The sequence below is a fragment of the Sporosarcina sp. FSL K6-5500 genome (genome assembly GCF_038005665.1).
Lineage (GTDB): Bacteria > Bacillota > Bacilli > Bacillales_A > Planococcaceae > Sporosarcina > Sporosarcina psychrophila.
This window is the reverse complement of record NZ_JBBOTP010000001.1, coordinates 3140811-3156436: the sequence shown is the minus strand read 5'-3', so window position 1 is coordinate 3156436 and position 15626 is coordinate 3140811. Positions and strand designations below refer to the sequence as shown.

The window sequence follows — 15626 nt, the reverse complement described above, 5'->3', positions numbered from 1 at the left end:
CCCATATTTTAGACGTTATATCGAGCGCTTTCTATTATTCCTTGAACAATTTCTCTCTTCTTGATAAACATATTACTGTAAAGCGGAGCTGAGATTGCTTGAATTTCCATCAGCATAAGCCCACGACTTTCCTCATCGGGTAGTGCACTTGATACAAACGAAATAGCAGCTGTTTGAATACTTCGATACCCCTCTTCACAAATGACATCGGACATTAGCATCTTCCTTTTTTCCTCGGATTCCCCATTTTTAATTAGTGCCTTCTCAGTCCTTAGCAAAGCAGATTCCATGATGAATAGCCTTTCATTCATACTGGCTAGTAATCCTAAATACTCTTGTTCCTCTTCAATTGATTTCCCTAAAGGTCCAGCAAGCGCTTTCACGACAATTCCGATAAGTTGTTTTGCCTTTACTAAGTAGCCGTAATGCCGCGTCAAAGCATGCGTCCGATTGTCCACTTCGTTTTTTGCAGACCATAGTTGCCCCTTTTCGATTTTTTTCAGTACACCTTTAGCAATTGCAAGACGATTAATTTCATTCGTCCCTTCGAAAATCCGATTGATTCGTGCATCGCGATATAAATTTTCTACTTCATATTCCTGCATATAACCATATCCCCCGTGGATTTGCACTGCCTCGTCAACAATATAATCAAGGGCTTCTGAACTATTCACTTTATTTATTGCACAATCAATCATGAAGTCAGCGACAATTCTTACTAACTCCTCTACCGAATCAACAGATTGAAGCGCTTCATCCATTTCCCCCGCTGTTCGGTATGCCGCACTTTCTGCACCGAAGATTCGTACCGCCATATTGGCTACCTTTTCTTGGATCATCGTGAAGCCAATCAATGCTTTGCTGAATTGCTTTCGCTCTTTCGCATAAGCTACTGATAGATGTAATGCATGCTTTGCCGTTCCGATATTGGCAAATGCAAGTTTCAAACGAGCCATATTTAAAATATTCAAAGCAATATGATGCCCTTTCCCAATTTCCCCCAGGACGTTTCCAACAGGTATTTTGACGTCTTCCAAAATAAGAGTAGCAGTAGAAGAACCGTTAATCCCCATCTTTTTTTCCTCGGGTCCAACTGACACACCTTCAAATGTTCGCTCTACGATAAATGCAGTCATACCTTCGGCTATTTTTCCAAACACTACGTAACAATCAGCGAGATGGGCATTCGTTATCCATTGCTTTTCACCATTCAATATCCAATCCGTCCCTTCTTTGTTCAAGACGGCAGTTGTTTTCGAATTCAAAGCATCCGACCCTGCATTCGACTCTGTCAAGGCGTAAGCACCAATCCATTCCCCACTTGTCAATTTCGGTAAGTACTTTTCCTTTTGGGATTCTGTACCAAAATAGACATATGGCAATGTACCAACACCAACATGAATATTAAACGAAACGCTAAATGAGCCGGCCGCACCCATTATCTCTGCAACGAGACCTGCAACCATTTTCCCTAACTCAAAACCACCATAGGCTTCCGGGACTTCAATACCAAGAAGACCGATATCCCCAGCTTTTTCAAAAAGTACGCGAACATCTTGATTTTCTATCGACAAACCTTTTTCAAGTTGAGGCTTCACGTCCAGTTTCAGAAATTGTTTGGTTGTTTTAGCAATCATTTCATAGTCGTCTGTAAAATCTTCGGGTGTAAAATAGGAATAAGTCATACTACTATTTGTTAAATTAGTGTCTGAGATTAAGTGTTGTATCTGCTCCATTTCTCATTCCCTCCATTCAATGTTATATATTGCAAGTTGCATGCCAATAAAATCTCGGACGGAACACAGATGTTTCTAAGCTATGGAAAACACCAACTGTCTAAGTGACTAGACAAGTTGACGCTTCTAGTTAGCAGTTTGCATTTATAACTGATAACGAGATAGTTTATTATAAAGAGTTGCTCTTGTAATGCCGAGACGTTTAGCCGCTTCCGACTTGTTCCCGCTTACTTCTCTTAATACTTTTTCAATGATATTCTTCTCTTCTTCCTCATGCACAAGTTGTCTTACTTCATTTCTTTCGCTTAACGACGAGGAAATAGTCATATATTCTTGTTTCTTTTCTATTCGAAAAAATTCGTTTGGCAAATCATTCATTTTAATATGGGATTCGCTTGTCAAAGCAAATAATCTTTCCAATACATTAATTAACTCGCGTACATTCCCTGGCCAATGATATCGAAAGAATAGTTGCATGACTTCCTTATCAATCGTTTTCCCCTCACTATCGTACATTTGACAAAGAGTGGGTAGCTGTGCGGAAATAATCAGTGGGATATCGCTTTTCCGCTCCCTAAGTGGAGGAATATTCAAGGGGATCACGTGAAGCCGATAATATAAATCTTCTCTAAACTCGCCTTCCCTCACCATTTTTTCAAGGTTTTTATTTGTAGCTGTAATAATCCGGAACTGGACCTGAATCGGTTCAGTTCCACCAATCCGTTCCACCTCTTTTTCCTGAATCACCCTAAGAATTTTCACCTGTGTCGCAAGGGGCATGTCACCAATTTCATCCAAGAAAATTGTCCCCATGTGAGCAAGCTCAAATTTTCCGGGTTTCCCTCCTTTTTTCGCACCTGTAAACGCACCTTCCATATAGCCAAATAGCTCTGATTCGATTAAGTTCTCGGGAATCGCCGCACAATTAACACTGATAAAACGTCCACTGCTCATCTTACCCGTATCATGTATCGCCCTTGCAAATTGCTCTTTTCCAACACCACTTTCCCCAGTGATCAAAACGGGAGCCTTAGACTGTGCTGCCTTTCTTGCAAGCTTCTTTGTATTAGATATGGCGGGACTCTCTCCGAGAATATCTTCAAAAGTGAACCGTTTCTGTGCAGCAACTTTGCCCACCTCAATCGACGTTTCACTCCCTTTTCGTTGCTCTAACAAATCTATTTGAGTGATAATTTGCTGGACTTCAGAAACGCCTTCATAAATAAGCATACCGACGGCCCCAACAATACGACCATTTTTCCAAATCGGCATTCGGTGAACAACCATTTTTTGCCCCTGCAGCCAATGGATTTGATTACGCTCAGGGATACCCGTTCTAAGGACAATTGGTATCCTTGTATTCTCAATAACATTTTCTACTGGAAGGCCAATAGCCTCCTCCTTAGTCACGCCAACATAGCGGCTATAGTTTTCATTAAACAATTGAATCACACCCGCTTCATCTACAATCGTCAATCCTTCATAAGCCGTATCAAAACATAGTGTATACCACTCGATTGTCTCCTTTGATTTTTCAAGTCGTTGAAAAAGAGCTTGATTAATCTTCAGCAGTTCTATTTGTGTGATTACTCCTTGGAGCATGCCTGTCTTCTCACATACGATATAGGTTGGACATCCATCCAATTGCTTCACGGAGAAATCTTCATTCACCGATTGGAAGACTGCACTAATAATAGAGTTAATCGGTTCATTCCAACCTATTCCACTCTTAATAGTAGCAAGGCAATCCCCTATTGTGACGACTCCGATTAGTCGTTCATGATCCACAACTGGCAGTTCCGAACAATGTCCTTCGGAGAGCAAACGTAATGTTTCTCCGATTTCAAGGTCCTTTGTCAACACTTGCGGATATTCGCTCATCCATTCTTTAACCCTATAATAATCTTCTTTTACCATTTCTCATCATCCACCTTTTGATAATGTGAAAAGGCGATGATCCATTCTCCAGCAGGCCTTACCTCCATGCCTTAAAGAACGAATCATCGCCGCTATTCAGTATTACTGCTCTTTTGTTAATACGGTCTTCGCTATTGACTCGTCCAATGCTTCAAATTCATCATAAGAAATAGTAACGTATAATTCACTTCTCGTTTGCATATCAGAAAGTGCTTGTTCTTGTGAGCCCTCATTGATGATTTTCTCAAAAACACGTTCATAGGCTTTGGCAGCAACTCTTAATGATGTGACTGGGTAAATTACCATTTGGAAACCCATTTCAGCAAATTCATCGGCGCTATAATAGGGTGTTTTTCCAAACTCAGTCATGTTTGCAAGCAAAGGAACCGAAATCTCTTTGGCAAACAGTCTGAATTCCTCTTCTGATTGAAGAGCTTCCGGGAAAATAGCATCCGCACCCGCTTCCACATATGCCTTCGCTCTATCAATCGCTTGCTCTAAACCTTCCACTGCGCGCGCATCTGTTCTCGCAACAATAAGAAGTGTCGGTGCAACCTGTTTCAACACTACTATTTTCTGCACCATTTCTTCAGTAGAAACCAAGTTCTTTCCATTCAAATGGCCACATTTCTTAGGTAACTGTTGGTCCTCTAATTGTACTGCTGCGACATTCGCTTCTACCATTTCACGGGCTGTCCTTGCTACATTCAATACACCACCAAAACCTGTATCTATATCAACAAGCAGCGGTAAATCGGTAGCACGCACTATATCCCTTGCTCGCTCCGCAACTTCAGTTGACGTCACAATCCCTAAGTCTGGTAAACCACGACTAGCCGTATAGGCGGCCCCCGATAAATAGAGTGCAGAAAATCCGGCATCTCGTGCAATAAGCCCTGCCATCGCATCATGCGCACCAGGGATTTGAACGATTCCTGATGCATGCATGATTGAATGGAATTTCTTAGCTAATGTCTCTTGTGATGATTGTTGATCAACAATCCACGCCATTGTCATTTCCCTCCTCTCTTAAAGCAAAAATAAGTCGACAAATTCTTTGACGTTCATCTGTTCTAACTTACTTTGGCTTTCGCACGCCACTTCTATTTCTGTTCGCTTCTTTTCAGGGTAATGAGTCATCAATGTAGCCGAAAATTTCTCGCGTATTTGAGGAATAGCTTCCTCTCTTCTAAAGCGATGACCAAGCGGATACTCACTTACAACTTTCTCTGTTGTGGAACCGTCTTTAAATGTAACTTGAACAGCATTGGCGATCGAGCGCTTGCTCGGATCGAGATAATCTTTACTATACTGCTCGTCCTCTACGACAATCATTTTATTTCTTAATTGATCGATTCGTGAGTCATTTGCCACGTCATCTTCATAATGATCTGCAACAACATCGCCATATAGTAAACCAAGTGCCGTAATGTATTGGATGCAATGGTCACGGTCAGCGGGATTGTTAAGCGGACCTACTTTATCGATAATCCGAATAGCAGATTCATGTGTCGTGATTGTAATTTTTTCAATATCATCAAGTCGCTCCTTTATCTCCTGATGCAGGATAATGGCACATTCCGCCGCTGTTTGCGCATGGAACTCGGCTGGATACGATACTTTAAACAGTATATTCTCCATCACATAAGAGTCTAAAGGACGTGCCAGTGTTAATTCCTTTTGATTGTATAAAACATCTTGGAATCCCCACTCCGGAGCGGATAGCGCTGTCGGGTAACCCATTTCGCCTGTCATTGCCATCATCGCCAGTCGTACACCCCTACTCGTTGCATCTCCTGCTGCCCACGATTTTCGTGAACCGGTATTAGGTGCATGACGATACGTTCTAAGGCTTGCGCCATCAATCCAGGCATTTGTCAACGCATTATTTATTTCTGTACGTCCCCCGCCAAGCATTTTGGTGACGACCGCAGTTGTAGCAATTTTGACGAAATGAACATGGTCAAGTCCAACACGGTTCAAACTATTATCTAATGCCAGTACGCCTTGGATTTCATGTGCTTTAATCATCATTTCCAATACATCACGTACAACAAGTGGTTTTTTTCCTTCCGAAAGACGTAAACGGCTTAGATAATCTGCTGTAGCTAAAATGCCACCTAAATTATCGGACGGATGACCCCACTCAGCAGCTAACCATGTGTCATTATAATCGAGCCATCGTATCATGCAGCCAATATTAAATGCGCCTTGGACCAGGTCCAGTACATACGATGTACCAGGTACACGACTGCCATTTGGAACAATAGTACCCGGTACTACAGGTCCTAGTAATTTCGTACACTCCGGATAGCTTAATGCCAATATTCCACACCCGATTGTATCTATTAACACATTATGTGCTGTCTTATATGCTTCCTCGCTTGTAATTTCTTTATTTAAAACATAGTCCGTAATTTCCTCTATCAGTGTGTCCATTGTCATTTGTTCTTTCAATTTCAACATCTAACTCTTCCTTTCCGCTTTCAATTTGTTTAGAATAGTACTAAGTGATGCCTAGTGTATCGCTGTTGTGGTGAACGGCCAGTTACAACTCCCCAGTTGAATGATTGCTGTGTCGTTCGCCTATATAATGAACCCTTGGACGGTATAAACGATTATTTTCATGTTGTTCAATAACATGCGCACACAATCCTACTGTTCTCGAACCAAAAAAGATTGGTGTGTATAATGGGATTGGAATGCCCAGCATCCAATATACCGGTGCCGCGTAATAATCTAGATTTGGATAAAGTCCTTTCTCTCTCTCCATTATGGTTTCTCCCGCCTCACACATTCGGTAAAGGAGATCGTCACCCTTTAGCGCACATAACTCCTTTAAAGCATCCTTCATTACCAAGGCCCTTGGATCCATCTTTTTCATATAGACTCGATGACCAAACCCCATAATTTTCTCTTTATCACGTAAACGCTTTTCTAATAACAATTCAAATGCGTCAACAGAACCAGCCTCTAAAAGCATATTCATGACTGCTTCATTCGCTCCTCCATGTAAATAGCCCTTTAAAGAAGCAACCGCTCCAGTCAATGCACCATATAAATCCGAAAACGTCGAGGCAATTACCCTTGCGGTGAAGGTGGAATTTGGCATTTCGTGCTCGCTATAAAGTAGTAGCGACTGGTCAAAAATAGATTCTTCCAACTCTGTCGGTTTCCTCCCCGTAATCATATAAAGGAAATTAGCACTGTATGACAATTCTTTCAACGGGTGAATTTGTTCCTCTTCCTGTAAAATGTGAAAGCTGTTCGCAATTATTTCTGGAATTTTGCCAAGTAACTCGTAAGCTCTTTTTTTATTGATAGCTAGAGTGTGCTGATCAATTTCCTTATCATAGCCCGCTAAAGCAGATATCCCAGTTCGCAATGCGTCCATTGGATGTGTCTCTTTAGGCAATGCTTGCAAAATCTTTGTGACACCTTCTGGCACACCATGCTCTTTTTTCAATTTATCTGCCACATCTGCTTTTTCAGTATCAGACGGCAAGGTATTTTCCATTAGCAAGTGGACAATATCAAGATACCCTTTTGTTTTTGAAAGCTCGATTAAATCGTATCCTTTGATAATAATCTGACCCAATTCCGTATCGAGCAGCGAAATGGATGTTTCAGTGGCGATCACGCCTTCAAGTCCTGGTAAAAATGTAAGTGTATTCGTCAAACTATTTTCCCCCAATCTGAATGGTTATGACTCTGAGATTTGTAAACGCTTTCACTTCACCAAAAATTATCCTATTTGTATCTGTTCGCAGCGCTTCCCCTTATTTCTGACCATAAAAAAAACAACTTCATAAGAGAAGTTGTTAAAGAGCGCTAGAATCCCAACTAAAAGAAAGCTGCCTGTTAAAAATAGGCATAGCTCATCCGCGCGTCCTTAACACCCCCTATCCTCGTAGGTCAACATGTGTTATAAAAAGAGGCAGGTCTCCTGGCTAATGATCATTGCTATTCGTACCTTCCCACTTTTTTTAAAAAGCAGTGGTTTAAACGAAATCGCTCCCATTTACAGTTGCGGGACAGCGTCGGATTCTCACCGAACTTCCCTTTTAAGCAGACCAATACGTCAGTATTAATCCGCACCTATTTTTACACATATTCAATTATCGAAATATCCCCTTGACTATAACACAAACTTTTAAATATTCCAATTCTTTATTCATATCTAATTTCTATTGTTTCAGAGAGGCATTAAGTATACCGACTTCAAGAATGCGTAAACAATAATTGGATACTCTTTTCATTTATCATCACTTATCATTACTATTACATAAATGGGAAACGGGTATTCAATCCCCATTTACACACTATATATGTTGAATTAAAGAATTCCATTGAACCGCTACGGCGATCCCTGTTAAGGCGCCTTCGCTCAGTATATATACCGGATTCAACATATATAATTATAGTCAAGAAATCCGCAATCTAGGTTGCAGATTTCATCGCAGATAATGAAAAGCTCTTTCTCACATAGACCATCTAGCGAAGGCGCTACTTCGTGGTAGCCGGAGCGATAAGACTAAGGAGGGATGCAGTTCAATCCCTCCCATGTGGTCTTCTTTCTGGCTTATCGCGGGAGGCATCCACAAAGCGTCGAAGCGGTATTAGCGGGAATCCTAAACCATTCCAAGTACTAATGCTTTTTCAGTGACCTCCCAAAAGCCCTTGTAAAGCGCATAGAGAGTGTAAAATATCTTGTGTAAATGAATAAATACAAAAAGGAAGACCTTTTCTTGGTAGAATTAAGTCACCACAACCAATCCTAGAAAAGAGGTCTTCCCTATGACTCAGTTTACAGCAGATATTGTCCAAGCACTAGTCCAAAAACAAGATATTACCGAAGTTTTTCGTTCGCATTTAGAAACAGCGGTAAATGCGCTGCTCGCCACGGAGCTGACGGCTTTTTTAGATTATGAAAAATACGACCGAATCGGTTTTAATTCAGGTAATTCACGTAATGGTTCATATGAAAGAACGCTACACACGGAATATGGTGACCTCCAAATCACAATTCCCCGTGATCGCAACGGCGAGTTTAAACAACAGACAGTCGCACCTTATAAGCGGTCAAATGATACACTTGAATCATTTGTCATTCACATGTTTCAAAAAGGCGTGACCATGTCGGAAATTGCCGATTTAATCGAAAAAATGTATGGCCATCATTACACACGTCAAACAATATCTAATATGACACAGGTAGTGGGTGAACAAGTAGAGGCCTTTACTAAAAGGAAACTCAGTGCGCGCTACGTCTGTGTTTATTTAGACGCAACCTATATTTCTGTTCGACGTGAAACGGTCTCTAAAGAGGCTGTTTATATAGCTGTGGGCATTCGTGAAGATGGATCAAAAGAAGTAATTGCTTACACAATCGCTCCAACAGAATCAGCATTTAATTGGAAAGAGCTCTTACTAGAAACAAAAGAGCGTGGCGTTGAAGAAGTCCTTCTATTCCTTTCAGACGGCTTAACAGGTATGGTTGACACGATTACAAGCGTATTTCCTAAAGCGCAATTCCAAACATGTTTAGTGCATGTGGCGCGCAATATTTCACATAAAGTACGTGTTGAAGACCGTGCTGAGATTTGTGATGACTTCAAAACGGTTTACCGAGCTGATAATCAGGAAGCTGGGCAAGTCGCGTTAGATAATTTCTGTGAAAAGTGGAAAAAATCATACCCAAAGGTGACAAAATCACTCGCTACAAATGACCATCTACTTACCTTCTACAGCTTTCCAAAGTCAATTTGGCGAAGCATATACTCAACGAATTTAATCGAGTCATTTAACAAGCAAATCAAGAAATATACAAAGCGCAAAGAGCAGTTTCCGAACGAAGAAGCACTCGAACGCTTCCTAGTCTCGCAGTTTGAAGAGTACAACCAACGTTTCTCCACACGATGCCATATCGGTTTCGATCAAGCACGCGCAGAGCTGGCTGAGATGTTTGAAGTGAAAGAATAAAAAGTGTGATGATCATTAAGAAGAGGTCCGATTGTCATTTACACATAAATATTGACACTCCCAGCGCATACGCCATATTCATTTGTTCAACATATAGAATTAATTAACTGAACCTATATATCTCCTAAATCGACAATTTCCCCTGTCACCGCATCAACACATTCCGCCGCATCCAACAAGCCGCAAAGAATATACTTACCTGCGAACTCGTCATATACATAAGTCGGATCAAGCGTAATATATGGTATCATTTTCTCAAATGCTTCTTCAGGTGTTACGACCGCGTTTGCGGCAGGGAGAAAGGCTTCAAAAATCTCAAACATCGAGCCGTTATCAAGATAATTTAGCACCTTCATCGTTTCCGGATTCATGAAAACAACTACTTTTCGATTAAAAATCATTGGGTTTTCTTCATTTATTTCACAATGCGCTTCGATAAAGTTCTCTTGACAACGAAGTTGGGACAGCTTCCACTTCCCTGATTCATCAGGATATTCAGCCCGTAGGACATCCCGAACAACTTTTTTACTACGTTCAATTTGATCAGCCGACAACGTCAGTTTTTTACCTGCGTCGACGTTACCGAATGCTTCTTCTACGTTTGCTTCGGAAACAATTGTGATTTCTTCACGATCAATATTTTGTTCTAACGGTTTATTCCATTCGATTACTTCATCAATTTTAACTTCTGAACGCTCATGTTCCATAAATGGGATGATTCGGGCCCCGTCAACCGTTACGTACACTTCTTCCATTGCATAGACGGGAACAAAACGTTTTTCAGTTTCAGATGGAAACTTTATAAGTTGAAGCTGTTTTTTGACGATTGGTTCAATTTCTTCAAGTGTTAACGTGAATTTTGACTGCTCAACGAGATTTTGCGAAGGCATCGTTCCGTACGAATGATAAGAAGTCAGCTTGCCAACATCATCAAATTCAACTTCAATTATACAGCTCGGAGAAAAATAGATACCATCGATGTCTGATGTAAATTGAAACCCATTTGCATTCGCTTGCGTTAGTTTGAAATCCTGTTCGTACACCAATCCAGTTTCCTTTTCAAGCCATGCAGCGACTTCAGCAGCGGCTTTACCCGGAAAGTGCGTTTTTGTAGAAAATGATTCACCTTGTACGAATGACACATTACTAAAGTGTTGCTTTTGAATTGCATATTCAACAATCGCTGTTCCCTCGGGATTATAACCTTCTTCGATTGGCTCGTTTAACTCTTTAGGAAACCACTCCATAGTAAACGTATAGTAAGCATCCCCCATAGTATCTCGTACTTTATAAATCGTATGTCTTGCCATTCGGTAAGCATCCAAACCAAACTTTTCTTGCGCTTCATCGACAATCTTTTGTAGTCTCTTGTCCATGTTCCCACCCTTTTCCTATGTATTATTGAAATAAAGAACTTCATTCGTGTTGTTCAACATAAATGGTCAAAAATAAAAGCTGATTGCGCATGGCAGTCAGCTCTGTAGTTTATTCGAAAAATACTTTATCAAGATTATATTTCGCACGTTGTGTATTAATGATATACGTTTCATAAATTTCGCGTTCCATCGGGTCTTCGACAACGATAATCGCAATTTCATGCACTTCGTTACGATGATTTTTGATTGGAGAGACCGTGTCTTCAAAATGCTTCTTAACACGTTGGCGCAGTTTACGTGCTTTCCCAGCAAACAGCAATTCATCTTTGTTGTTATAAAACAAAATGATGCCGCCTTTATCACGTGGAATTTCATGTAAATCAATAAATCCATAAATTGGTTTTATCGGGGCAACATCGGCACCCATTTCTTGTTTACGTTGTACAATTGTTACATCCGGATTTGGTATAGTAATTGTGATCAATTAAACGTCACGTCCTCTTCTGTTATGAACTTAAATTCTAACATAAAACAGCCCAAAAAGCGAAGAATGGTGTCATTCAAATCAATTCAAAACAACTATATTTCCCTTACTAATTGCTCTGATTGTTCATTTTCTTTAAAATCGGACAACATTTCGGAAATAACAGGAAGATACTAGTCACACTACACTATTGATTCGTAGTAGTGACAGGCATTTTTATAGAACCTTATCATGCAGCATTGTTGACTTTTGATTCATAATCGTGTAAATTATTCAATAATACATACGAGCATTGAAGAGAAAAGTAAAGTGATGAATTCCGTCCTTTTCAATCGGTTAACGATTGATTTGAGCGGGATTTTTTTGTTTCTCACTTTCATAAACTATAGGAATGAGGAGTGGATTTGTAATGACAACAGGTTTATTAGTTTTTCAATCCGATTTCGGCAAAAGTGATGGTGCAGTGAGTGCGATGCATGGCGTAGCAAACTCCGTTCAACGCGGAATCCCAATTTTTGAAATCACACATCAAATTCCTCAATACAATATTTGGGAAGCTTCCTATCGGTTATTACAGTCGATTGGTTATTGGCCAAGTGAAACGGTCTTCGTATCAATTGTCGATCCAGGAGTTGGATCGAACCGTCGTGCGATTGTTGCGAAGACTGCGGATAATCACTATATTATTACGCCGGATAACGGGACATTAACGCATGTGTTGCAATTCATCAAAATAACGGAGATCCGGGAAATCGATGAATCAAAAAACCGGCTTCCAAATTCAGGTGAATCGCATACCTTCCACGGACGCGATATATTTGCTTACACGGGTGCGCGGCTTGCTGCTGGAATTATACAATTTGAAGAAATTGGTGCATCAGTTAATCCATCAACTATTATTGCACTACCATTGAAATTGTCCACCATTGTAGATGAAACAATTACAGGAATAGTAGATATTATCGACCGTCCCTTCGGCAATCTCTGGACCAATATAAGCCGAGAACAATTCAAGGAAATCGTAGAACAGTATGGCGATTCAATAGAAGTTTCTATAACGACAGATGGCCGTACAATCTACAACAACATCATGACGTTCGGCCGATCGTTTGCAGACTTGCATATTGGTGAGCCACTCGTTTATGTGAACTCCCTCGACAATATCGGCATTGCTATCAATCAAGGATCTTTTGCAGATGCCTATCGTATTGGTACCGGAACAAACTGGGAAATTATTATTCGTAAGGCCCCAAGAATTGTGTATGAATAACAGCAGAAATTCAAACAAAAAGAGCTAACTCGGAATTTTTCATTTCCTTGTTAGCTCTTTCCATTATAATAATCGTTTGTCTATTTCTTCATCATTGAATTTAAAACCAAGTAGTGTATTCATTTTCACTTTTGCTTTATTTTTTATATCTTCATCAATATAAGAAATCACTTTAAATACGGCTGCGGCTATGACCCCGGCATCATCCACCAGTCCGACTACTGGTATGAAATCTGGAATGAGATCGATCGGGAAAATCAGATAGCTGAGTGCACCGACAATAATCATCTTTGTCGATTTGGGAACCTCAGGACTTTTTGCAACGTAGAAAAGAAGCAAGCTATAATAGACTGTTGTCTTCCCCGCCAGTTTCCCGTATTTCATCATTTTTCCCCAAAACTTTTCGTCTGAATAATGGTTTTCTGTTTCCGGCATACTGGACTCCGGATCAAAGTTCTTCAATTTATTTTCGTACTCTTTTTGTTTTTTCATCATATTGAAACCTCCTCAATCGCTGCTCATTACATTAATTCTACACGGAACGACCCTATGTGTCATTCTATAGCTCCAGGATCCCACCCGTAGTTTCTATATAAGTTGGATATATGAATAAACAGCGAAGGCGACTTTCAAGGGACCTTCTATCGCCACAGCGGATTCAATAAACTTCATTATTTCAATATATGTATGGTACAACTTCCGAATTAAAAAAGGCTTTGTTTTATTCTTACAAGCCATTATTTCGACTTTCCTAACTCAATTGAACATATGATGTACTACTCTATTGAGAAGGGAAGGACGTATCCAGTGGATTTACCAGTATCAATTGCAACAAAAAGACTGCCCCACGCCTCAAAGGATGTTAAAGTATATTACCCTGTTGTTACCCAATTACCAAATCCCAATGCGCAAAGTACTATTAACCATGCCATCATAACCACTCTGAACAAAATACTAGTCGAACAAAGTTTTTACGAGAAAGACCTCGTGGAATTACTTGCCAACTTCGAGTTAAAGAACAATCAACGCGGTATCCTTAGTTTGAATCTCATCGTCTATTCGTTTACAGGCGGTGCACACGGGATGACTATCGTTAAATCACTGACCTTTGATACAAAAACCGGTAAACAATACGAGTTGAAGGATTTATTCAAAAAGGGTAGCAACTACGAGAAAAAACTGTCGGATATCATAAATCAGCGGATCAAAGACTGGAATATTGAGTTGCTTGAACCATTCAAAGGAATCCGTAGTGACCAGGATTTCTATATCGCTGACACTTCTCTCGTTATTTATTTCCAGCTTTATGAAATCACGCCATACTATTGGGGCTTCCCCTACTTCCCGATTCCAATTCTAGATCTAGCCGATATAATAAAACCCGATGGTCCACTTGACCGGATGATGGCATTCACTTAATAAAGTTAATCTTCAATCAGAGGGGGGGTTCTTCCCCCCACTGATTGTTAGTTTAACCATTCGGGCTTTTACGGGCAGTTGATCCCCCACTTATTCTTCTTGTGTCCTTGAATACTTGAAGTGGGGGTCTTACTGCCCGTTAATGCGGGATAAATCCATAAGAAAACCAAAAATAAAGCCAATTGCCGAAACTTTGATTCTGTTTCGGCAATTGGTTTTATTTCTTATTTATTTCTCTTAACCCGGTACCACCCAAAAATCGCAATCAATCCAGCTATAAAAACAACTCCACCACCAATTAAGACGGTTGATTTCCCATTATCAACAGATTTCACATCTTGTGTTGGAACTTGGCCTTGGCCTAAAATAGCAATATCTTCAGCAGCATTTCCAAGCTCTGTCGTTGGATCGCAAATTATACTCGTAAGCGATTCATCCCCGTACATATCAGATAGCCTAGCATATACCAAATATTCTTCGCCAACGACAAATGCTATGCCGCAATCTCCATCACTACTCCCTGTCGCAATAGCAACTTCCGTTTCATTAATTCCCTTCCATGTTTCTTTCACATTAAATAGGACCGTTTTCCCACGCCTGCCTAACAGCCCGTTATTGTCCTTTATTCCGATAACTTCTCCGCTGAAGACTGCTTGCGAACGTGAATATCCTTTATCTACTGAAGGCTTCATTACACATGAGCAAGCAGCCACAGGTACAGGTTTCAAAAAAAGTGTAAGTAGTAGGACTAAACATAGTAACGGAAACAAACCAAATTTCTTTTTCATAAAAACCCTCCTCGTATTCTTATTAGTCCGTTTTGCTGGTGGCAAAGTTACAACTTATCTAATCAGGTCAAAAACCAACCCCAATACATTCCACCCCCGATACCCCTCTCATATATTAGCTATAGAGTTTTACTTTTTAATCAAATCAAATAGAAAATCATTTTTTGTTCCCCTTCATTAACCGAGAAATAAGTATTTACTCATTGTTCTCGGATGAATAAACTCTAGAACTAATGATATATATGATTATTATTACTATTTATAGCAACTACAAAATATTTCCCCGGAAATAAAGTTCTTCATCAAACCATTCAGCCAAAATCACTAAATACATAAAAACATTTACTTTAAAATAAAGTTAATCTTCAATCAGAGGGGGGGCTCTTCATCCCCCACTGATTGTTAGTATAACCATTCGGGCTTTTACGGGCAGTTGAACCCCCACTTATTCTTCTCGTGTCCTTAAATACTTGAAGTGGGGGTCTTACTGCCCGTTAATGCGGGATAAAATCAGAACACAAGAATCTTTATTATCAATAATGTCGCATTTACATTACCGTATAATCAATTTAAGTATGCATATGCGTTGAGTAACCCAAGTTATCCAATAATGACTAATTAATTTTATGATTAAACCACAGATGCTTTTAAATC

Annotated in this window: 12 protein-coding genes and 1 riboswitch; of the genes, 3 read left to right on the top strand and 9 right to left on the bottom strand. The window is 40.1% G+C overall.

Annotated features, from left to right (window positions below; all coding sequences use genetic code 11):
* Positions 1-8: 8 nt before the first annotated feature.
* The 5 genes from MKX62_RS15185 to mmgD form a co-directional block, all read right to left on the bottom strand.
* Positions 9-1736, bottom strand: coding sequence for an acyl-CoA dehydrogenase family protein (locus MKX62_RS15185; RefSeq protein WP_445683535.1), 1728 nt, complete (start codon positions 1734-1736; stop codon positions 9-11).
* Positions 1737-1880: 144 nt separating this feature from the next.
* A complete protein-coding gene (locus MKX62_RS15180) occupies positions 1881-3653 on the bottom strand; it encodes a sigma 54-interacting transcriptional regulator (RefSeq protein WP_340741784.1) in 1773 nt (590 codons plus the stop codon).
* A 102-nt stretch (positions 3654-3755) separates the two neighbouring features.
* On the bottom strand, positions 3756-4664 hold the full coding sequence (prpB, locus tag MKX62_RS15175; RefSeq protein ID WP_067207398.1) for a methylisocitrate lyase: 909 nt from the start codon (positions 4662-4664) through the stop codon (positions 3756-3758).
* Positions 4665-4682: 18 nt separating this feature from the next.
* Complete coding sequence (locus tag MKX62_RS15170) at positions 4683-6119, bottom strand: bifunctional 2-methylcitrate dehydratase/aconitate hydratase (RefSeq protein WP_340741783.1); 1437 nt, start codon at positions 6117-6119, stop codon at positions 4683-4685.
* 82 nt (positions 6120-6201) lie between these two features.
* Positions 6202-7332, bottom strand: a complete 1131-nt coding sequence (gene mmgD, locus MKX62_RS15165; RefSeq protein WP_338652989.1) for a citrate synthase — start codon at positions 7330-7332, stop codon at positions 6202-6204.
* Positions 7333-7572: 240 nt separating this feature from the next.
* A riboswitch (cobalamin riboswitch) is annotated at positions 7573-7770 on the bottom strand.
* Between the two features lie 680 nt (positions 7771-8450).
* On the opposite strand from mmgD, the gene MKX62_RS15160 reads away from it, so the two are divergent.
* Positions 8451-9635 carry an IS256 family transposase gene (locus MKX62_RS15160; RefSeq protein WP_340741403.1) on the top strand — a complete coding sequence of 395 codons (1185 nt, stop codon included), beginning with the start codon at positions 8451-8453 and terminating at the stop codon, positions 9633-9635.
* Between the two features lie 113 nt (positions 9636-9748).
* Here the strand turns inward: MKX62_RS15160 and MKX62_RS15155 are convergent, their stop codons facing one another.
* Positions 9749-11011 (bottom strand): hypothetical protein, encoded by a 1263-nt coding sequence (locus MKX62_RS15155; protein ID WP_340741782.1) that lies wholly within the window; start codon positions 11009-11011, stop codon positions 9749-9751.
* A 109-nt stretch (positions 11012-11120) separates the two neighbouring features.
* Entirely contained in the window at positions 11121-11495 is a 375-nt protein-coding gene (locus MKX62_RS15150) for a nucleotide excision repair endonuclease (protein WP_067207386.1), read from the bottom strand.
* 409 nt (positions 11496-11904) lie between these two features.
* On the opposite strand from MKX62_RS15150, the gene MKX62_RS15145 reads away from it, so the two are divergent.
* Positions 11905-12765, top strand: a complete 861-nt coding sequence (locus MKX62_RS15145) for an SAM hydrolase/SAM-dependent halogenase family protein (RefSeq protein ID WP_067207381.1) — start codon at positions 11905-11907, stop codon at positions 12763-12765.
* Positions 12766-12828: 63 nt separating this feature from the next.
* Here MKX62_RS15145 and MKX62_RS15140 read toward each other — a convergent pair whose 3' ends face one another.
* Positions 12829-13260, bottom strand: coding sequence for a YkvA family protein (locus MKX62_RS15140; protein WP_231885788.1), 432 nt, complete (start codon positions 13258-13260; stop codon positions 12829-12831).
* Positions 13261-13572: 312 nt separating this feature from the next.
* Between MKX62_RS15140 and MKX62_RS15135 the strand changes: the two genes are divergently transcribed.
* Positions 13573-14184 carry a DUF3298 and DUF4163 domain-containing protein gene (locus tag MKX62_RS15135; RefSeq protein ID WP_067207378.1) on the top strand — a complete coding sequence of 204 codons (612 nt, stop codon included), beginning with the start codon at positions 13573-13575 and terminating at the stop codon, positions 14182-14184.
* 224 nt (positions 14185-14408) lie between these two features.
* Here the strand turns inward: MKX62_RS15135 and MKX62_RS15130 are convergent, their stop codons facing one another.
* Positions 14409-14972 (bottom strand): hypothetical protein, encoded by a 564-nt coding sequence (locus tag MKX62_RS15130; protein ID WP_067207375.1) that lies wholly within the window; start codon positions 14970-14972, stop codon positions 14409-14411.
* Between the last annotated feature and the right edge of the window lie 654 nt (positions 14973-15626).

Coding starts and splice junctions, on each gene's coding strand:
- MKX62_RS15185 (WP_445683535.1), bottom strand. CDS start 1,736: ATGGAGCAGATACAACACTTAATCTCAGACACTAATTTAACAAATAGT.
- MKX62_RS15180 (WP_340741784.1), bottom strand. CDS start 3,653: ATGGTAAAAGAAGATTATTATAGGGTTAAAGAATGGATGAGCGAATAT.
- prpB (WP_067207398.1), bottom strand. CDS start 4,664: ATGGCGTGGATTGTTGATCAACAATCATCACAAGAGACATTAGCTAAG.
- MKX62_RS15170 (WP_340741783.1), bottom strand. CDS start 6,119: ATGTTGAAATTGAAAGAACAAATGACAATGGACACACTGATAGAGGAA.
- MKX62_RS15160 (WP_340741403.1), top strand. CDS start 8,451: ATGACTCAGTTTACAGCAGATATTGTCCAAGCACTAGTCCAAAAACAA.
- MKX62_RS15155 (WP_340741782.1), bottom strand. CDS start 11,011: ATGGACAAGAGACTACAAAAGATTGTCGATGAAGCGCAAGAAAAGTTT.
- MKX62_RS15145 (WP_067207381.1), top strand. CDS start 11,905: ATGACAACAGGTTTATTAGTTTTTCAATCCGATTTCGGCAAAAGTGAT.
- MKX62_RS15140 (WP_231885788.1), bottom strand. CDS start 13,260: ATGATGAAAAAACAAAAAGAGTACGAAAATAAATTGAAGAACTTTGAT.
- MKX62_RS15130 (WP_067207375.1), bottom strand. CDS start 14,972: ATGAAAAAGAAATTTGGTTTGTTTCCGTTACTATGTTTAGTCCTACTA.